Annotated in this window: 17 protein-coding genes; 6 read left to right on the forward strand and 11 right to left on the reverse strand. The window is 72.0% G+C overall.

Annotation, left to right across the window (positions count from 1 at the left end; all coding sequences use genetic code 11):
- Positions 1-94 precede the first annotated feature (94 nt).
- Positions 95-1,792, forward strand: coding sequence for a purine-cytosine permease family protein (locus ELY19_RS21805; protein WP_126198355.1), 1,698 nt, complete (start codon positions 95-97; stop codon positions 1,790-1,792).
- A 12-nt stretch (positions 1,793-1,804) separates the two neighbouring features.
- On the opposite strand, the gene ELY19_RS21810 is transcribed toward ELY19_RS21805, so the two are convergent.
- Entirely contained in the window at positions 1,805-2,215 is a 411-nt protein-coding gene (locus ELY19_RS21810; RefSeq protein WP_164711679.1) for an HNH endonuclease, read from the reverse strand.
- An 80-nt stretch (positions 2,216-2,295) separates the two neighbouring features.
- Between ELY19_RS21810 and ELY19_RS21815 the strand changes: the two genes are divergently transcribed.
- Both ELY19_RS21815 and fmdA read left to right on the forward strand, forming a co-directional pair.
- A complete protein-coding gene (locus ELY19_RS21815; protein WP_126198356.1) occupies positions 2,296-2,616 on the forward strand; it encodes an FmdB family zinc ribbon protein in 321 nt (106 codons plus the stop codon).
- Positions 2,617-2,653: 37 nt separating this feature from the next.
- On the forward strand, positions 2,654-3,910 hold the full coding sequence (gene fmdA / locus ELY19_RS21820; RefSeq protein WP_126198357.1) for a formamidase: 1,257 nt from the start codon (positions 2,654-2,656) through the stop codon (positions 3,908-3,910).
- Between the two features lie 82 nt (positions 3,911-3,992).
- Here fmdA and ELY19_RS21825 read toward each other — a convergent pair whose 3' ends face one another.
- The 10 genes from ELY19_RS21825 to ELY19_RS21870 all read right to left on the reverse strand — a co-directional run bounded on the left by ELY19_RS21825 (position 3,993) and on the right by ELY19_RS21870 (position 15,095).
- Positions 3,993-4,409: a hypothetical protein gene (locus ELY19_RS21825; RefSeq protein ID WP_126198358.1), complete on the reverse strand. Its 417-nt coding sequence runs from the start codon at positions 4,407-4,409 to the stop codon at positions 3,993-3,995.
- A gap of 53 nt (positions 4,410-4,462) precedes the next feature.
- Complete coding sequence (locus ELY19_RS21830; RefSeq protein ID WP_374101485.1) at positions 4,463-5,830, reverse strand: MATE family efflux transporter; 1,368 nt, start codon at positions 5,828-5,830, stop codon at positions 4,463-4,465.
- Positions 5,830-6,774 carry a DHH family phosphoesterase gene (locus ELY19_RS21835; protein ID WP_126198360.1) on the reverse strand — a complete coding sequence of 315 codons (945 nt, stop codon included), beginning with the start codon at positions 6,772-6,774 and terminating at the stop codon, positions 5,830-5,832. Before ELY19_RS21835 ends, ELY19_RS21830 begins: the two co-directional genes overlap by 1 nt.
- Positions 6,771-7,238: a 30S ribosome-binding factor RbfA gene (gene rbfA, locus ELY19_RS21840; protein WP_126198361.1), complete on the reverse strand. Its 468-nt coding sequence runs from the start codon at positions 7,236-7,238 to the stop codon at positions 6,771-6,773. Before rbfA ends, ELY19_RS21835 begins: the two co-directional genes overlap by 4 nt.
- Positions 7,239-7,400: 162 nt before the next feature.
- Positions 7,401-7,691, reverse strand: a complete 291-nt coding sequence (locus ELY19_RS21845; RefSeq protein ID WP_126198362.1) for a DUF503 domain-containing protein — start codon at positions 7,689-7,691, stop codon at positions 7,401-7,403.
- An 80-nt stretch (positions 7,692-7,771) separates the two neighbouring features.
- Positions 7,772-10,579, reverse strand: a complete 2,808-nt coding sequence (infB, locus tag ELY19_RS21850; protein ID WP_126198363.1) for a translation initiation factor IF-2 — start codon at positions 10,577-10,579, stop codon at positions 7,772-7,774.
- Positions 10,580-10,748: 169 nt separating this feature from the next.
- The gene (locus tag ELY19_RS21855; protein ID WP_126198364.1) at positions 10,749-11,864 is read right to left on the reverse strand and encodes a glycerate kinase family protein; all 1,116 of its coding nucleotides are present in this window, start codon (positions 11,862-11,864) and stop codon (positions 10,749-10,751) included.
- A complete protein-coding gene (locus ELY19_RS21860; RefSeq protein WP_126198365.1) occupies positions 11,861-12,742 on the reverse strand; it encodes a sugar phosphate isomerase/epimerase family protein in 882 nt (293 codons plus the stop codon). Before ELY19_RS21860 ends, ELY19_RS21855 begins: the two co-directional genes overlap by 4 nt.
- A complete protein-coding gene (locus ELY19_RS21865) occupies positions 12,739-13,932 on the reverse strand; it encodes a dihydrodipicolinate synthase family protein (RefSeq protein ID WP_126198366.1) in 1,194 nt (397 codons plus the stop codon). The genes ELY19_RS21860 and ELY19_RS21865 overlap by 4 nt, the downstream gene beginning before the upstream one ends.
- On the reverse strand, positions 13,929-15,095 hold the full coding sequence (locus tag ELY19_RS21870) for a Gfo/Idh/MocA family protein (RefSeq protein WP_126198367.1): 1,167 nt from the start codon (positions 15,093-15,095) through the stop codon (positions 13,929-13,931). The genes ELY19_RS21865 and ELY19_RS21870 overlap by 4 nt, the downstream gene beginning before the upstream one ends.
- 159 nt (positions 15,096-15,254) lie before the next feature.
- Here ELY19_RS21870 and ELY19_RS21875 point away from each other — a divergent pair, with 159 nt between their 5' ends.
- From ELY19_RS21875 to ELY19_RS21885, 3 genes are all read left to right on the forward strand, one after another.
- Positions 15,255-16,286 (forward strand): LacI family DNA-binding transcriptional regulator, encoded by a 1,032-nt coding sequence (locus ELY19_RS21875; RefSeq protein WP_126198368.1) that lies wholly within the window; start codon positions 15,255-15,257, stop codon positions 16,284-16,286.
- A gap of 125 nt (positions 16,287-16,411) precedes the next feature.
- Positions 16,412-17,272: an ABC transporter permease gene (locus ELY19_RS21880; protein WP_126198369.1), complete on the forward strand. Its 861-nt coding sequence runs from the start codon at positions 16,412-16,414 to the stop codon at positions 17,270-17,272.
- A 25-nt stretch (positions 17,273-17,297) separates the two neighbouring features.
- Positions 17,298-18,332, forward strand: a complete 1,035-nt coding sequence (locus tag ELY19_RS21885; RefSeq protein WP_126198370.1) for an ABC transporter substrate-binding protein — start codon at positions 17,298-17,300, stop codon at positions 18,330-18,332.
- Positions 18,333-18,343 lie beyond the last annotated feature (11 nt).

The following is an 18,343-nucleotide window of genomic DNA, read 5'->3' on the forward strand; positions in this document are numbered from 1 at the left end:
CCGATCCGTTACGACGCAGTCACCCCCGCCGAACGCCGCGCCAGCACGATTTTCCCAACCCCGCACCGGGCGGTGCGGGCCGGAAGGGACAACCGTGACCGCACTGCAACCCGCGGAGGCCGAGGGCGCACCGTCGACCGCGCTCCGCGACGCCGCCGCGCGCGAGACGCTCGAGGACTACACGCTGCGCTTCGCGCCGCGCAGCTACCGCAAGTGGGGGCCCGCCGTGGTCGCCACCTCGGCACTCGGCGGCATCGCCTACCTCGCCGACTTCGCGATCGGCGCCAACATCGGCATCGCGAACGGAACCGGGAACGCGCTGTGGGGCATCGGCTTCTTCGCGCTGGTGATCGTGCTGACCGGCTACCCGCTGGCCTACTACGCGGCCCGGTACAACATCGACCTCGACCTCATCACCCGCGGCAGCGGCTTCGGCTACTACGGCTCGGTGCTCACGAACGTGATCTTCGCGTCGTTCACGTTCATCTTCTTCGCGCTCGAGGGCTCGATCATGGCGCAGGGCCTCGAGCTCGGCCTGGGCATCCCGCTCTGGCTCGGGTACCTGCTCTCGTCCGTGCTCATCATCCCGCTGGTGATCTACGGCATGAACACGCTCGCGAAGCTGCAGGTGTGGACCACCCCGCTGTGGCTCGTGATGATGGTGCTGCCGTTCGGTTACCTGCTCTTCAAGCATCCCGAGGCCATCGGTGACTTCTTCGCGTTCGGCGGCATCGACACCGCCACCGGCGAGCCCCTGAACAAGGGCGTCAGCTTCGCCGGCACCATGCTGGCCGCGGGCGTGTGCCTGTCGCTCATCGCGCAGATCGCCGAGCAGATCGACTACCTGCGGTTCATGCCGCCCAAGACGCCCGAGAACTCGCGCCGCTGGTGGACCGCCGTGATCACCGCCGGACCGGGCTGGGTCTTCTTCGGTGCGATCAAGCAGATCGTCGGCCTGTTCCTCGCGGTCTACCTGATCGGGATCACGATCGACAACGCCGGCATCGCCAACCAGCCCGTGCACCAGTTCGTGGAGATCTACCAGGACTTCCTGCCGCACTGGCTGGCGCTCACCCTGGCCGTGATCCTCGTGGTGATCAGCCAGATCAAGATCAACGTGACCAACGCCTACTCGGGCTCACTCGCCTGGACCAACAGCTTCACCCGCGTCACCAAGACGTACCCCGGCCGGCTCGTGTTCCTCGTGTTCAACGTGGTCATCGCGATCGTGCTGATGGAGGCCGACATGTTCAGCTTCCTCAACAACCTGCTGAACTTCTACGCCAACTGCGGCATCGCCTGGATCGTCGCGGTCGCCAGCGACATCGCGATCAACAAGTACCTGCTGAAGATCTCGCCGAAGGTCCCGGAGTTCCGCCGCGGCATGCTCTACAGCGTCAACCCCGTCGGTTTCGTCTCGGTGATCGTGGCGGCGGGCCTGTCCATCGCCGCGTTCTTCGGCCTCCTGGGTTCGGCCCTGCAGCCCTACTCGCCGCTGGTCGCACTGGTCCTGGCCCTGGTGCTGCCGCCGGTGCTGGCCCTCGCCACCCGGGGCAAGTACTACCTGCGCCGATCCGACGACGGCATCGACCTGCCGATGTTCGACGAGTACGGCAACCCGTCGGGCGAGAAGCTGCTCTGCTGCGTGACCGGTGTCGAGTTCGAGCGCCCCGACATGGTGGCCTCCGCGGTGCCCGGCCCGGACGGGCAGAAGCAGTACATCAGCTCGCTGGCCCTGTCGACGGACAAGACCGGTGCGCACGTCCTGCCCGCCGACCCGCCGGTGCGGTAGGCGCCCTCCCCCTCAGGTGCCCGACGGTGCGCCGACCTCCCCGGTCGGCGCGCCGTCGTCGGCGTTCCGCTCCCGCAGGTGCATCAGGATCTCGGCGTGGCCCTGGAGGAACGCCTTCTCGTCGAGCTTCTTGCGCCGCATCCACGCCGTGACCTCGGAATTGCACTTGCTGGCGTTGCACGAACGGCACGCGGGTACCACGTTCTGCTGGGTGTATCGACCGCCGCGCGAGATCGGCAGGACGCAGTCCTTCTGGAACGGCCCCGCTCCCCCGCAGTAGGCGCACGCGCCCCACAGCGCGACCAGCTCCGCCCACTGAGCCGCGGTCAGGTCGTTGTCGGCGGCGGCCACGCGTTTCGCGCGCCGGCGGGCGATCCTGGCCTTGCGGGTCCGTGCGCGCGGCGGCGTCGACTTCGGGGGCACGGAGACACCGTACCCACGAAAGACGATACCGATTCGGTAGTTTCCCCTCGGGAACCGGACGAAAGGAATACGGTCCACTCATGCCTACCTATGAATTCCGGTGCAGCAGTTGCGGACCCTTCGACGCCGTGTTCAGCATGCGCGAGGTCCCGGCGAGCACGGCGTGCCGGTGCGGCGCCCCGGCACGGCGCGGCATCACGGCGCCGCGGCTGGGCAGCGGCGCGTCGAACGCGATGCGCCTGATCGACGCCACGAAGGCGACCGCGGACCGGCCCGCCGTCGTGTCGGCGCCGCCGGCCCGCACCGCCGGTAGCGCGCTCCGACCGAGCCGGCCGGCACCACGGCCGAGCCGTGAATCGGCACCGTCGGACCCCCGGCACGCCCGCCTGCCCCGTCCCTAGACCACCGAAGATCACCCACCGAAGAAAGGCCCGCTCCATGCCCGAAGTCGTCTTTCCGCTCGATTCCAGCAAGAAGTTCACCGACCAGGAGAAGATCGGCCACAACCGGTGGCACTACGCCATCCCGCCGGCCGTCACCGTCAAGCCCGGCGACACCTTTCGCGTGCACTGCCGGGAGTGGTTCGACGGTGCCATCCACAACGACGACTCGGCGGAGGACATCCTCAACGCACCGCTGACGACGGTGCACACGCTCTCGGGACCGATCGCCGTGGAGGGCGCGAAGCCGGGCGACCTGCTCATCGTGGACATCGTGGACGTGGGCCCGATCCCGCAGGAGGACAGCGGCCCGCTCGCCGGCCAGGGCTGGGGCTACACCGGCATCTTCGCCAAGGAGAACGGCGGCGGCTTCCTCACCGAGCAGTTCCCCGACGCCTACAAGGCCGTCTGGGACTTCACCGGCCACACCGCGACCTCACGGCACGTGCCGCACGTGAGCTTCACCGGCATCATCCACCCGGGCCTCATGGGCACGGCACCGTCGAAGGACCTCCTGGCCCGCTGGAACGCCCGCGAGGCGGCGCTCATCGCGACCGATCCGGACCGGGTGCCGCCGCTGGCGCTCCCGCCCGAGCCGAACGACGCGATCCTCGGCACGCTCACGGGCGACGCCTTCACCGCGGCGGCCGCGGAGGCCGCGCGCACCGCGCCGCCGCGCGAGAACGGCGGCAACCAGGACATCAAGAACCTCACCCGCGGCACCCGCGTGTTCTACCCGGTGTTCGTGGACGGCGCGAACCTCTCGGTGGGTGACCTGCACTTCAGCCAGGGCGACGGCGAGATCACCTTCTGCGGCGCCATCGAGATGGGCGGCTTCATCGACCTGCACGTCGACATCATCTCCGGCGGCATGGAGACCTACGGCGTCAGCGAGAACGCGATCTTCCTGCCCGGCGGCGACGTGGGTCCGCGGTACGAGCAGTTCCTCGCGTTCTCCGGCACCTCGGTGACCCTCGACGACGAGCAGCGCTACCTGGACAGCCACCTCGCCTACCAGCGGGCGTGCCTGCACGCGATCGACTACCTCACCAAGTTCGGCTACAGCCCGGAGCAGGCGTACCTGCTGCTCGGCGCCGCACCGATCGAAGGCCGCCTATCGGGCGTCGTCGACATCCCGAACTCCTGTGCCACCGTGTACATCCCGACGTCGATCTTCGACTTCGATGTGACCCCGGGCAAGGACGGGCCGGTGCAGATCGATCCCGGTCAGGGGGCGCCGCGCGCGTCGCGCTGATCCCCGTCCGTCCTCGGCCCCGGGAGCGCGGCCTCGGCGATGTCGCCGAGGGGGCGCCGCGCCCCGGGGCCGAGGTGCACGGTCAGCGCGGGAAGGGCAGGCCCGGGGGGATCGTGATGGTGCGAGGGGCACCCGGCGGCAGGTCGATGCCGGGCGGGATCACCACGGTGGTGGGGTACGGCTGTTGCGTGGTGGTCGGCGCGGCCGTCGTGGTCCCGGCCGTCGGGTAGGTCGTGGTCGGCGGGGTGTACGGCGCTTCGGCCGGCTGCTCCTGGGTGACCGCGGGAGCGGGCGCGGTGGTGGTGGCGGGCACCGAGGACGACGCCGAGGCGTGCGCCGACGACGGGCCGGCGGGCGCGCTCTGCGTCGCCGAGGGATTCACGGTGAACGAGGGCACCGATTCGGGGTCCGACGGGGCGCAGGCGACCGCTGCGCCGCACGCCGCGACCACCGCCGCCCCGGCGAGGGCCCTGCGGAGCGCGGCCGTGGTGGTAATCACAGTGAATGCCATATGCAACATAGGATCGTATTCAGGGCCGCATTGCAAGCCGGTCACGCCGGCGCGGTGCCCACCCGCTCCCACCGGTGCCCCAGGAAGCGGGCGACCACCGCGACGCAGCGCAGCACCATGAACGCCGCGAGCCCGGACCAGATCCCGGCGAGGCCCCATCCGAACGCGTAGGACAGCCAGATCAGCGGGAGGAAGCCGGCGAGGGCCGCTGCCATCGTCGCCGACCGGAGGAACGCGGCGTCGGAGGCCCCGAGCAGCACTCCGTCCAACGCGAAAACCACGCCGGCGATCGGGATCATCCCCACGAGGAACCACCACGGCACGGTGAGGGCATCGAGAACGGCGGCGTCGGTGGTGAACAGGCGCGGCAGGGTGCCCTGCAGCGCGGCGAGTGCCGCCGCGATCCCGACGGCGAACGCCGTGGACCAGGCGGTCACACGGCGGCCGAGGGACCGTGCGGCGCCGGTGTCCCCCGCGCCGAGCGCCGCGCCCACCAGGGTCTGCGCGGCGATGGCCAGCGAGTCCAGGACGAGCGCGACGAAGTTCCACAGTTGCATCGCGATCTGGTGGGCGCCCACGTACTGCGCGCCCGCACGCGCGGCCACCGCGCCCGCGGAGACGAAGCAGACCTGGAAGGACAGGCTCCGCACGATGAGGTCGCGCCCCAGCACCAGTTGTGCACGCACCAGGTCGGGCCGCGGGCGGAGGGCCGCCGCGCCGCCGCCCTCCCGGGCCGCGCGGATCACTGCGCCGAGGAAGAGTGCGCCGCTCAGGACCTGCCCGGCCAGGTTCGCCCAGGCGGATCCGACGAGTCCCAGGTCCGGCGCTCCGCCCCACCCGAAGACCAGGACGGGGCACAGCACGGTGGACAGGCCCAGCCCGACGAGCACGAAGACCAGGGGCGCGCGCGGCCGCTGCACCCCGCGGAGCCAGCCGTTGCCGGCCATGGTGACCAGGATCAGCGGGATGCCGAACGCGGCGACGCGCACCCAGGACTCCGCCGCGGCGGCGATCTCCGCACGGCCCGCGACCGCCCGCGTCACGGGGCCGGCGAAGCCCTGCACGAGGGCGAGCAGCACGCCGCCCACCGCCAGCGCGATCCACGTGGCCTGCACGCCCTCGACGACGGCGCCGTCCCGGTCGCCGGCACCGTAGCGGCGCGCCGAGCGCGAGGTGGTGCCGTAGGACAGGAAGGTCAGCTGCGTCGAGACCGTCGCGAGGATCAGCCCGCCGACGGCGAGTCCGGCCAGCGGGAGCGCGCCCAGGCGGCCGATGATCGCGGTGTCCCACAGGAGGTACAGGGGCTCGGCGGCGAGCACGCCGAGCGCGGGCAGTGCCTGCCCGACGATGCGCCTACCGAGACCGGCGGGCGCGACGGAGGTCCCGGTCACGCGATCCTTCCCCGCGATCAGACCCGGGCCAGGAAGGCGGAGACGACGTCGTCGCTGGAACCGGTGGCGGAGTACCCCGCGGCCAGCCGGTGCCCGCCGCCGCCGAAGCCGCGGGCGAGCGCGGAGACGTCGAGGTCGGTGCGCGCGCGGAGGGAGGCGGACCACTCGCCGTCGTCGCTCTCCTTGAACAGGGCCGCGACCTCGCAGTCCTCGGCCGTGCGCAGGAGGTCGATGAGCGATTCGGCGGCGTCCCAGCCCAGCGGCCCGCGATCCGCCGCGCGGCACACGGCGTACACGGCGCCGCGCCCACCGAAGGCCTCCGGCACCGCCGTGGCGGAGCCGAGCACCGCGGCGACCATCGCGAACCAGGCGCGGGGATGGCTGTCGAGCAGATCGCGCGAGAGCTCCCGGCCGCGCGCGCCCGCGGCGAGCAGCCGGCTCGCCATGACGTGCCCGGCGGGTGTCGCCCATCGGAACGAACCCGTGTCCGTGATGAGGCCCGCGTACAGGCAGTCGGCCGTGCCCGGGTCCAGTTCCGCGCCGAGCGCGTCGATGACCGCGAGCACGAGCTCCGTGGTGCAGTTCGCCGCGGGATCGATCAGGTCGACGGTGCCGAATCCGGTGTTCGTCGCGTGGTGATCGATGACCACCCTGACGGGATGACCGTGGAAGGACTCCTCGAGCCCCGCGAGCCGCTCCGAGCTGGCGCAGTCGACCGCGACGGCCACGTCCGCGTCGGCCATCGGGGCGGTGAAGGTGTCCACACCCGGAAGCAGACCGATCCCGGACGGCAGGTCCGGGCCCGGGTGGCTCACGGTGACCGCCGCGCCGCGGGCGCGGAGCACCCGCGCGAGGCCGAGACCCGAGCCGAGGGTGTCGGCATCGGGGCGCACGTGGCAGTACACCGCCACGCTGCGGGCGCCCTGCAGCGCCGCCGCGGCGGCGTCTGCGGCGTCGGTCACCGTTCGTCCCCGTCGGGGTCGTCGTCGGCGTCCTCGTCGTCGTGCTTGTAGGGGTCGGCCTCGCCCGCCGGTGTGGCGGTGGCGGCGACGGCCGCGACCCGCTCGTCCTGCTCCCGCGCCTTGGCGAGCAGCGCCTCCATGTTCGCGACCGCGGCGGGCACGCCGTCGAGCTCGAACCGCAGCGTGGGGGTGAACCGCACCCCCGTGCCCGCGCCGACCTTGCTGCGCAGTTGACCGCGGGCCTTCTCCAGGCCGGCCGCGGCCGCCTCGTAGTCGGGCTCGACGTCGAGCGTCGGTCCCATGACCGTGTAGAAGACCGTGGCATCGTGCAGGTCGTTGGTCACCCGGGTGTCGGTGACGGTGACGTAGTCGAGCCGCGGATCCTTGATGTCGTGCTCGATCGCGGTCGCGACGATGGTCCCGATCCGTTTGGCGAGCCGAGCGGCCCGTGCCGGGTCAGCCATGGCCAGTCCTCCCTTACACGTCGAACGATCAATCGGTGGAACGGTGCGATCAACCGATGGAACAGCGAGCATATCCCGGTGTGGCACTGCGGCGTCGGCACCTGCGTCCACCACACTCAATCCTGCGGCGAACCTGCGACCGAAGCCGCACGACCGTGAGGTTCAGTCCTCCGGGCCCCACAGGCGACGCCGCACCGACAACAATTCCACCTCGGGGTGCCCCGCGACGGTGCGTTCGCACCGATCGAGGACCTCGCCGACGTGGCCCGCATCGGGGCCGACGAGCCCCACCCCGACCAGGGCGCGACGGTGCAGGTCCTGATGGCCCACCTCGGCCGCGCTGACGGAGAACCGGCGCAGCTCGGCCAGGATCGGACGGAGGACGGAACGCTTGTGCTTGAGCGAATGCACGTCACCCAGGAGCAGGTCTACTTCGATGACACCTGTGAACATCTTCTCGGGCCACCCGGCCCCGGGGATAGTCGGGCGGGTGCGGCCGGCGCGGATCGCGCCGGCCGCACCCGATCCCGGGATCAGTCGCGCGGCTTCTCGACCAGTTCGTAGGTCTCGATCACGTCGCCGATCTTGATATCGGAGTACGAGAGCGTCAGACCGCATTCGTAGCCCTCGCGGACCTCGGTCGCGTCGTCCTTCTCGCGCTTGAGCGACGTGACGGTGAGGTTCTCGGCCACGACCGCCGAATCGCGCAGCAGGCGCGCCTTCGCGTTGCGCCGCATGATCCCGGACTGGACCATGCAACCCGCGATGTTGCCCACCTTGGACGACTTGAAGATCGCGCGGATCTCGGCCTGGCCGAGCTCCTTCTCCTCGTAGACCGGCTTGAGCATGCCCTTGAGCGCGGCCTCGACCTCGTCGATCGCCTGGTAGATCACCGAGTAGTACCGGATCTCCACGCCCTCACGGTTCGCGAGTTCCGTCGCCTTGCCCTCGGCCCGCACGTTGAACGCGATGATGATCGCGTTCGACGCCGACGCCAGGTTGACGTTCGTCTCGGTGACGCCACCGACGCCGCGGTCGATGACGCGCAGCTGCACCTCGTCGTCGACCTCGATCCCGAGCAGGGCCTCCTCGAGCGCCTCCACGGTGCCCGAGTTGTCGCCCTTGAGGATGAGGTTGAGCTGGCTGGTCTCCTTCAGCGCGGCATCCAGATCCTCGAGCGAGACGCGCTTGCGCGAGCGCGCCGCCAGGGCGTTGCGCTTGCGCGCCGCGCGCCGGTCGGCGATCTGCCGGGCGATCCGGTCCTCGTCGACGACGAGCAGGTTGTCACCCGCTCCGGGCACCGACGTGAAGCCGATGACCTGCGCCGGACGCGACGGGGTCGCCTCCGAGATGTCGTCGCCGTTCTCGTCGACCATGCGGCGGACGCGACCGTACGCGTCGCCCGCGACGATCGAATCGCCGACGCGCAGCGTGCCGCGCTGGATGAGCACGGTGGCGACCGGGCCACGGCCGCGGTCGAGGTGCGCCTCGATGGCGACGCCCTGCGCGTCCATGTCCGGGTTGGCCCGCAGGTCCAGCGACGCGTCGGCGGTCAGCAGGACCGCCTCGAGCAGCTGGTCGACGTTGGTGCCCTGCTTCGCGGAGATGTCGACGAACATCGTGTCGCCGCCGTACTCCTCGGGCACCAGACCGTACTCGGTGAGCTGGCCGCGGATCTTCTCCGGCTGCGCGCCCTCCTTGTCGATCTTGTTGACCGCCACGACGATCGGCACGTCGGCCGCCTGCGCGTGATTGATGGCCTCCACCGTCTGGGGCATGACGCCGTCGTCGGCGGCGACCACGAGGATCGCGAGGTCGGTGGCCTTCGCACCACGGGCACGCATGGCGGTGAACGCCTCGTGACCCGGGGTGTCGATGAAGGTGATGAGCCGCTCGTTGCCGTCGAGCTCCGTGAGCACCTGGTAGGCACCGATGTGCTGCGTGATGCCGCCGGCCTCGCCCTCGCGGACGTTGGCCTTGCGGATCGTGTCGAGCAGCCGGGTCTTACCGTGATCGACGTGGCCCATGACGGTGACCACCGGCGGACGGTACTCGAGGTCCTCCTCGCCGCCCTCGTCCTCGCCGTAGGTGAGGTCGAAGCTGTCGAGCAGCTCGCGGTCCTCGTCCTCGGGGCTGACGACCTGGACGACGTAGTTCATCTCCTCGCCCAGCAGCACGAGGGTCTCCTCGTTCACCGACTGGGTGGCCGTGACCATCTCGCCCAGGTTGAACAGCGCCTGGACCAGCGAAGCCGGGTTCGCGTCGATCTTCTCCGCGAAGTCGCTCAGCGATGCGCCGCGAGCGAGACGGATGGTCTCGCCCTGGCCGCGGGGCAGCCGGACGCCACCGGCGATCGGCGCCTGCATGTTCTCGTACTCGGCGCGTTTCGCCCGCTTCGACTTGCGGCCACGGCGCGGGGCGCCACCGGGACGACCGAACGCACCAGCGGTGCCGCCGGGGCGGCCACGGCCGCCACCGCCCGGACGCCCGCGGAAACCGCCCGCGGGAGCACCGGTGCCGGTACCGCCGGGCCCACCGCGGTAGCCGCCGCCACCGCCGGGACGCCCGCCGGGCCCGCCACGGCCACCGGGGCCGGGGCGGCCCTGTGCGGCCGGGCGCGCGGCGCGCTGCGGCATCGCACCCGGGGTCGGGCGCGGAGGCATGCTGCCGGGGGTCGGGCGCGGGCCGCCGGGACCGGCCGCGGGACGGCCGCCCTGCGGACGCGGACCACCCTGGCCCGGAGCCGGGCGCGCGCCGCCCTGCGGACGCGGACCACCCTGGCCCGGAGCCGGACGGGCGCCGCCCTGCGGACGCGGGCCACCGGGGCCCGGCTGCGGGCGCGGCGCACGCTCGACGGGAGCCTGCGAGGAGAACGGGTTGTTGCCCACCTTCGGGGTGCGCGGCCCGGGCTTCGGGCCGGCCGGGCGCGGGCCCGGGCGTGCGGCGGGCGCCGCCGGACGGGCTTCGGGCGCCGACGGTGCGGCGCTCGCCGCGGGAGCCGCCGGTGCGGCGGGCTCCGGGGCGGGCTCGGGCGCGGCCGGCGCCGCCGGGCGCGGGCCGGGACGAGCCGACGTGGGACGGGGGGCATCCGCGGCCGGTGCCGCTGCTGCCGGGGTGCTCGCGGCCGCGGGGCCGGGCTTCTTCGCCGGGGCGGGGCCCGGCTTGGCGCCGCCGTCGGACTTGGATCCGTACGACTCGCGCAGGCGTCGCGCGACGGGTGCTTCCACCGTCGACGACGCGGACTTCACGAACTCGCCCTGCTCACTGAGCCGTGCGAGAACTTCCTTGCTGGTGACACCGAGTTCCTTAGCCAACTCGTGCACGCGGGCCTTGCCTGCCACTACTCTCCTCATCTGCGAGGTCGAGGGCACTGCAGGTCCCGCCGACCTCGGTTAGTAACTCCGATTGCCGTTCATCGCTGGTGCTTCACGGTGTGCTCATGTCTTCAGCTCGATTCCTTCGATTCTTCCGTCCGGCGGCCACTGCAGACCTGCCGTCTTCAGACCGTTGTCAATAATAGCGCGTCGTGGCAAATCGATTCGCCGCGCGGTCGCCGGCGACGCGCAGCCACCGCTGCGGCGCGGCGAGCGAGGCCGCCGCGGAACCCGCCAGATCGGTCAGCGCGAGCGTGCCGCCCGCCGCGTCCGGGTCGCCCAGACCAGCCGCGACCTGCCCCGCGACCACCACGACGGGCACCCGCAGCGCCGCGCATCGGCGAACGATGCGCCCCACGACCTTGCCGGTCGCGGAGGTGCTGTCGAACCGGCCCTCCCCCGTGATGACCAGGTCGGCCGTCGGCAGCAGCTCCGTGAGCCCGGTGAGGTCCGCCATCCGGTCGGCGCCCGACACGGCGCTCGCTCCCCAGCACATCAGGCCGAAGCCCACGCCGCCCGCGGCGCCCGCGCCGGCCGCGTCCGCGAGCGCCGGATCACATCCCGCGGCCGCGAGCAGGCCCGCCCACGCGCGCAGGGCGTCGTCGAGCTCGCGCACCTGCGCCGGATCGGCTCCCTTCTGCGGCGCGAAGACGTGCGCGGCGCCGTCCGGCCCGTGCAGCGGCGCGCGTGTGTCCACGAGGAGCTCGACGCCACCCGCCGGCACCGGGATCAGCCCCTCGACGTCGACGGCGGCGACGGCCGCCAGGGGCCCGCGTCCCAGCGGCCGCCCCCGTCGGTCGAGGGCGCGCAACCCGAGCGCCGTGAGGGCACCCAGGCCACCGTCGGTGCTGGCGGAGCCGCCCAGCCCGACCCGCAGGGCCGGTGCACCGTCGTCGAGCGCGGCGCGGATCACCTCACCGAGCCCCCGGGAGGTGGCGGCCATGGGGTCCGGGGCCGCGAGGAGCGCGATGCCGGACGACTCGGCGAGCTCGACGACGGCCGTACCGGCGCCGTCGCGGATCCAGCGCGCGCGGACTGGGCGAGCATCCGGTCCGGTGACGACGGTGTACCGGTCCGCCCACCCGGGCGCGGCGGCGACGGTCGCGACCGTGCCCTCGCCGCCGTCGGCCTGCGGCAGGGCGATCACATCGTCACCGGGGCGCGCCCCCAGCCACCCCTCGCGGAGGGCGGCGGCGACCGCCGCCGCGTCGAGCGATCCCTTGAAGGAGTCCGGGGCGACGAGGACCCTCACGCGCCGGACCGCAGGCCGGGCAGCACCAGCTCGCGGTACCGCTCCTTCATGCTGTCGACCACCGCCGCCGGATCGGTGTCCCAGATCTCCTGATTGAAGATCTCCACCTCGATGTCGCCCCGGTAGCCCGCCGCCGTGACCAGCTCGGTGAGGTATCCGAAGTCGACCACGCCGTCGCCCATCATCCCGCGGGAGAGCAGGGGGTCCGCGGCGATGGGCACGAGCCAGTCGCAGATCTGGTAGCTGCTGATCCGTCCGGCGCGGCCCGCCGCGGCCACCGCGTCGGCCAGCTCGGGGTCCCACCACACGTGGAAGGCGTCGACGACGACGCCGACCTGCTCCGCCGGGAACGGGGCGGCGAGTTCCAGTGCCTGTCCCAGGGTGGAGATCACCGCGCGGTCCGCGCAGTACATCGGGTGCAGCGGCTCCAGCGCGAGCCGGACGCCGCGGTCGGCGGCGTACGGCGCGAGGTCGGCGATCCGGTCGGCGAGGCGCAGGCGGGCACCCCGGAGGTCCCGGTCGGGCATGCCCCCCGCCACGATCACGAGCTCGGGCGCGCCGACGGCGGCCGCCTGGTCGAGGGCGCGACGGTTGTCGTCGAGCGCCGCGTCGTCGTGACCGGTGAGGAAGCCGCCCCGACACAGGCTCGAGACGCGCAGGCCGCTGTCGGCGAGGACCCGCACGGCCTCGTCGACACCCGCCTCCTCGAGCCGGTCGCGCCACAGGCCCACCGCCGGCAGGCCCGCACGAGCGGCGCCCTCGACGGCCTCGCGGAGCGTCCAGGACGCGGTGGTGCGGGTGTTGAGCGAGAGCCGCTCCCACCCGGTGCTCCCGGCACCGCCCGGGGCGGCGACGGATTGCGTTGCGGTGATGGTCATCCCAGGACTCCGTTCACTTCGAGGTATCCGCGCATGCGGCGGGCCGCGTACTCGGGGTCGCGCAGCAGGCCGGCGCGGTCGGCGAGCACGAAGACCCGGGACAGGTGTTCGACGGACCGACCCGTCGCGAGCCCGCCCACCATGACGAAGCCCGGCTGCCGGCCGTTGAGCCAGGACAGGAAGGCGATCCCCGTCTTGTAGTAGTACGTCGGCGCTTCGAAGACGAGGCGGCCGAGGTCGCGGGTGGAGTCCAGGATCGCCCGCGCGCGGGCGGCGTCCCCAGCATCGAGCGCCTGCAAGGCGGTGGAGGCCGCGGGGTAGATCGCGGCGAAGATCCCCAGCAGCGCGTCCGAATGACCGTGCTCGTCACCGACCACGAGTTCCGGGTAGTTGAAGTCGTCGCCGGTGTACAGCCGCACCCCTTCGGGAAGTGCGCGCCGCAGCGCGATCTCGTGGCCGGCATCGAGCAGCGAGACCTTGACGCCGTCGACGGCCGCCGCGTTCTCCTCGATGAGGCGGAGGAAGGTCCGCGTCGCCTCTCCCACGTCGGCGCTGCCCCAGTACCCGCGCAGGGCCGGGTCGAACATCTCGCCCAGCCAGTGCAGGACGACGGGGCGGTCGACCTCGGCGAGCAGGGTTCCGTAGACGGTGAGGTAGTCCTCCGCGGACTCGGCCACGGCCGCGAGGGCGCGCGAGGCCATGAGGATCACCTGCGCGCCCGCGCCGGCCACCACCTCGATCTGCTCGCGATAGGCGTCCGTGATCGCACGCAGCCCGGCCCGGCCGGACGGGAGCGTGGCCGGGTCGAGCTGGTCCGTCCCCGCTCCGCAGGCGATCCGGCCTCCCACCGCCCGCGCCTCGGCGGAGCTGCGCCGGATCAGCTCGGCCGTCGCCGCCCAGTCCAGGCCCATGCCGCGCTGCGCGGTGTCCATGGCTTCCGCGACGCCGAGCCCGTACGACCACAGTTCCCGGCGGTAGGCCAGGGTCGCGTCCCAGTCGAGGTCGGCCGGCGCACCGGGGGTGTTGTCCGCCGTGGTCCGCGGCACGACGTGCGCCGCCGCGAACGCCACGCGTGAGGTGATGGGCGCGGTGGGCCGCTGCCAGGGTCCCGGTTCGCCGAGCCGGTGCGGGCGGAGCTCGCCGTCGAGGGGTAGGAGCAGTCCGGCGCTCGTACCGGCCGGGGCGCTCACAGCTCGATCTCCGGGACCTCGAGGCGCATGCCGCGCTCGGAGCTGGCGAGCCCGAGCTCCGCGAGCTGGACGCCGCGCGCCGCCGAGAGCAGTCCGAACCGGTGCGGGCGTCCGGCCACGACGTCGCGCAGGAACTCCTCCCACTGCAGCTTGAAGCCGTTGTCCAGGTCGGCGTTCGCGGGCACGTCGAGCCACTGGTCGCGGAAGGACTCGGTGACCGGCAGGTCCGGATTCCACACGGGTTTGGGCGTGTTCGACCGGTGCTGGGCGACGCAGCCGCGCAGCCCGGCGACGGCGGAACCGTGCGTGCCGTCGACCTGGAACTCGACGAGCTCGTCCCGGTGCACGCGGACGGTCCACGCCGAGTTGATCTGCGCGATGATGCCGCCGTCGATCTCGAAGATGCCGTACGCGGCGTCGTCGGCGGTCGCGGCGTACTCCTTCCCGTTCTCGTCCCACCGCACCGGGATCTGGGTGACGGCCTTCGCGGTGACCGCACGGACCGGCCCGAGGATGCCCTCCATCACGTAGTTCCAGTGGCAGAACATGTCCACCGTGATGCCGCCGCCGTCCTCCGCGCGGTAGTTCCAGCTGGGCCGCTGCGCGGGCTGACCGTCGCCCTCGAACACCCAGTAGCCGAAATCGCCGCGCATGGACAGGATGCGCCCGAAGAAGCCCTCGTCCACGAGCCTCCGCAGCTTCACGAGGCCCGGAAGGTACAGCTTGTCGTGGACGACGCCGGCGACGACGCCGGAGTTCTGCGCCAGCCGAGCGAGCTCCACGGCCTCGACGAGTGTCTCGGCGGTCGGCTTCTCCGTGTAGACGTGCTTGCCCGCCTTGATCGCGGCCGTCAGGGCCGCGACACGGCGCGAGGTGACCTGCGCGTCGAAGTAGACGTCCACCGCGGGATCCGCGATCACCGCCGCGGCGTCGGTGGTCCAGTGCTCGACGCCGTGCTGCGCGGCCAGTTCCTGCAGGCGCTCGGCGTTGCGCCCCACCAGGATCGGTTCGACGTCCACGAGCGTGCCGTCCTCGAGCCGCAGCCCGGAATCGCGCAGCGGAAGGATCGAGCGGACCAGGTGCTGCCGGTACCCCATGCGGCCGGTGACGCCGTTCATGGCGATCCGGAGGGTGCGGCGGGAGGGAAGTGCGGAATGAGTCATCAGGTGTGCCCCGTCTTCGGGCGCGGGCGTCGATCGACACCCGCGGACATTGCGGTCGGTTGCACTTCGGAATGCGCATTCCAAGCTATGCTAGACCGGCAGCACGCGTCAAGCTCCGGCGCCGGAGCACCCCTTGCGGCCACACAGACGGGACACGACATGGCGGTCACCCTGCAGGACGTCGCGCAACGCGCGGGCGTCTCCCAGTCGACGGCATCGCGGGTCCTCAACGGCTCGAGCCGGGTTCCCCGCGAGGACGTCGCCGATCGCGTGCGCGCCGCGGCACTCGAGTTGGGCTACGTCCCGAACGCACAGGCCCAGGCCCTGGCCCGATCGTCGACGGGGCTCCTCGGGGTGGTGGTGCACGACATCGCCGACCCGTACTTCTCGTCGATCGTGCGCGGCGTGCAGACCGCCTCCCGCACCGCTGCGAAGGAGGTGCTCCTGGCCAGCACCGATCGCGACTTCGACGTCGAGCGCGAGGCGGTGGGCACCCTCATCGCCCACCGCGCCGACGCCGTGATCCTCGCCGGTTCGCGCCAGAGCGGCGATCTCGACCGCGATCTCGAAGCGCAGTTCGGCCGCTACCGGGCCGACGGCGGGCGGGTCGTGGTGATCGGCCAGCCACTCGCCTTCGGCAGCGCGGTGGAGCCCGAGAACCGTAGCGGGGCCGGCGAACTGGCGGAGGCATTGATCGCCGCGGGCCATCGGGAGTTCGCCGTGATCGGCGGGCCCGCGAGCATCCGCACCGCGGTGGACCGCCGCACCGGATTCGTCGAGGCGCTCGCGCGGCACGACCTCACCCCGCTGGTGGAGGTGTCCGGGGACTTCACCCGCGACGGCGGGTACGCGGCGGCCCGGCGGCTGGCCGACGCCCTGCAGTTGGGCGCTCCGCGCAGCGGCCCGCCGGCGTGCGTCTTCGCGGTGACCGACGTGATGGCGATCGGCGCGATCGCCGCCTGGCGCGAGCGGGGACTCACCGTGCCCGAAGACGTCTGCATCGCGGGCTTCGACGACATCCCGACGCTGCGGGATCACACGCCCAGCCTATCCACCGTCGCCCTCCCGCTGGAGGAGATCGGCACGCGCGCCGTGGAACTCGCGCTCCGGACGGACGCCGACGACACCGGCCTGCGCGAGCGCGTACCGGGCCGCGTGGTCCTGCGGAGGAGCACCGCCCTGGACGGCTGAGCGCGGCCGCGGATTCACCGAATCCGTTGACACTGTGTGCTGGATCACGCTATCGTCGAACTCGCTTCGGAAAGCGCATTCCCAACGGGTCGTCGTACCCGGCACTTCGAACATAGGAACTGCCCATGGCCGTATCCGCGCCGGCAGAACCGTCTCGCACCGCGACACCGGTTCCCAGGCGACAACGTCCGACCTTCGCGCCCGGATCCACCCTCGCGAGCCTCTGGCGCCCCATCGCCCTGATCGTGGTCCTCTGCATCGCGTGGTGGGCGGTCACCAAGGCCGAACTGGTCGCGCCGTACATCCTCCCCTCGCCCGCCGACACCTGGAACGTCGCCCGCGAGAACGCCGCCTACCTCGCCGACCACACCTGGGTCACCACCTGGGAGACCATCATCGGCTTCGTGATCGCCGCCGTCATCGGCGAACTGGTCGCGGTCGCGATGGTGTACTCGCCGAGCGTCGAGAAGACGCTCTACCCCCTCATCCTGTTCGCCCAGGTCATTCCGAAGATCGCGATCGCACCTCTGTTCATCGTGTGGCTGGGCTTCGGGCCCACGCCGAAGATCCTCGTGGCCGTGCTGATGGCCTTCTTCCCCATCGCCATCTCCGGGCTCGCCGGCCTGCGATCGGTCGATCCCGAGATCCTCGAGCTGACCTCCACCATGGGCGCCAGCCGCCTCAAGACGTTCGCGAAGGTCCGATTCCCCGCCTCGCTCCCCCAGCTCATGTCGGGCCTGAAGGTCGCGGCCACGCTCGCCGTGACCGGCGCCGTGGTCGGCGAGTTCGTGGGCTCCAACGAGGGCCTGGGTTACGTCATCCTGCAGGCCAACGGCAACGTCGACACCGCGATGCTGTTCGCGGCCCTGATCATCATGTCCGGTCTGGGCATCGCGCTCTTCGCCGTCATCGAGATCGCCGAGAAGCTGCTCATCCCGTGGCACTCCTCGCGCCGCGCGACCTCGTCCACCATCCCCGGCGCCTGACCGCCCACCCTCCCCAGGAGTCACCATGAAGTTCCCCCGCCGCATCGCCGCCACCGTCGCGGCCACCGGAGCCCTCGCCCTCACCCTGACCGCCTGCGGCGGAGGGAGCGGCGACGGTTCCCCCTCCGCCGGCCCCGGCGGAGGCGCGCAGAAGACGCTGATGCTCAACTGGTACCCGTACGGCGAGCACGCCCCGTTCTATCTCGGTGTCGCGCAGGGCATCTTCGCCAAGCACGGCATCGATCTGAAGATCGACGCCGGCCAGGGTTCGACCAAGACCGTCCAGGCCGTCGGATCCCGGAAGGCCGACTTCGGCTGGGCCGATACGCCCGCCGTGCTCAGCAACATCGACAAGGGCGTGAAGGTCAAGAGTCTCTCGGTCTTCCTGCAGACCACGCCGTCCGCGGTACAGGTCTTCGCGGACTCCGGCATCACCACCCCGCAGGACCTCGCCGGCAAGACCATCGCGGTCTCCGCGGGCGACGCGCCCACCACGACGTTCCCCATCTACCTCGACAAGGTCGGCCTCAAGCCCGACCAGGTCACGCAGCAGAGCCTGGACGCCGCGGGCAAGATGTCCGCCCTGCTCTCGGGACGGGTCGACGGGCTGATCGGCTTCGCCCACGACCAGGGCCCGACGATCGCCGCGAAGAGCGGGCGGGAGATGCGCTACCTCCGCTACTCCGACGCGGGCCTGAACTTCTACAGCAACGGCCTGATCGCCGCGGACGAGACGATCACCGGCTCGCGCGACCTCGCGAAGTCCATGCTCGACGCCGTCCGCGAAGCCTTCGCCGCGGCCGTGGCGAACCCCGAGGCCGCCGTCGACGCGATGGCCGGCAAGGATCCGCAGATGCCGCCCCGCGACGTCCTGCTCGCGCAGTGGCGCCAGACCATTCCGCTGCTGTCCACCCCCGCCACGAAGGACAAGGGCCCCGGGGTCAACGCCGAGGAGGACTGGAAGACCACCATCGCCACGCTCAACCAGGCCGGCCTGCTCAAGGCCGCGAATCCGCCGCAGAACTACTGGGATCCGTCGTTCACCGCGGCCGGGAAGTAGGCGCCATGTCC

The sequence above is a fragment of the Tsukamurella paurometabola genome (assembly GCF_900631615.1).
Lineage (GTDB): Bacteria > Actinomycetota > Actinomycetes > Mycobacteriales > Mycobacteriaceae > Tsukamurella > Tsukamurella paurometabola_A.

What these genes read in the sequence shown, in the direction of transcription:
- ELY19_RS21815 (WP_126198356.1), top strand. Translation starts at nt 2,296, where the DNA reads ATGCCTACCTATGAATTCCGGTGCAGCAGTTGCGGACCCTTCGACGCC.
- fmdA (WP_126198357.1), top strand. Translation starts at nt 2,654, where the DNA reads ATGCCCGAAGTCGTCTTTCCGCTCGATTCCAGCAAGAAGTTCACCGAC.
- rbfA (WP_126198361.1), bottom strand. Translation starts at nt 7,238, where the DNA reads ATGGCTGACCCGGCACGGGCCGCTCGGCTCGCCAAACGGATCGGGACC.
- ELY19_RS21845 (WP_126198362.1), bottom strand. Translation starts at nt 7,691, where the DNA reads ATGTTCACAGGTGTCATCGAAGTAGACCTGCTCCTGGGTGACGTGCAT.
- ELY19_RS21860 (WP_126198365.1), bottom strand. Translation starts at nt 12,742, where the DNA reads ATGACCATCACCGCAACGCAATCCGTCGCCGCCCCGGGCGGTGCCGGG.
- ELY19_RS21870 (WP_126198367.1), bottom strand. Translation starts at nt 15,095, where the DNA reads ATGACTCATTCCGCACTTCCCTCCCGCCGCACCCTCCGGATCGCCATG.
- ELY19_RS21875 (WP_126198368.1), top strand. Translation starts at nt 15,255, where the DNA reads ATGGCGGTCACCCTGCAGGACGTCGCGCAACGCGCGGGCGTCTCCCAG.
- ELY19_RS21880 (WP_126198369.1), top strand. Translation starts at nt 16,412, where the DNA reads ATGGCCGTATCCGCGCCGGCAGAACCGTCTCGCACCGCGACACCGGTT.
- ELY19_RS21885 (WP_126198370.1), top strand. Translation starts at nt 17,298, where the DNA reads ATGAAGTTCCCCCGCCGCATCGCCGCCACCGTCGCGGCCACCGGAGCC.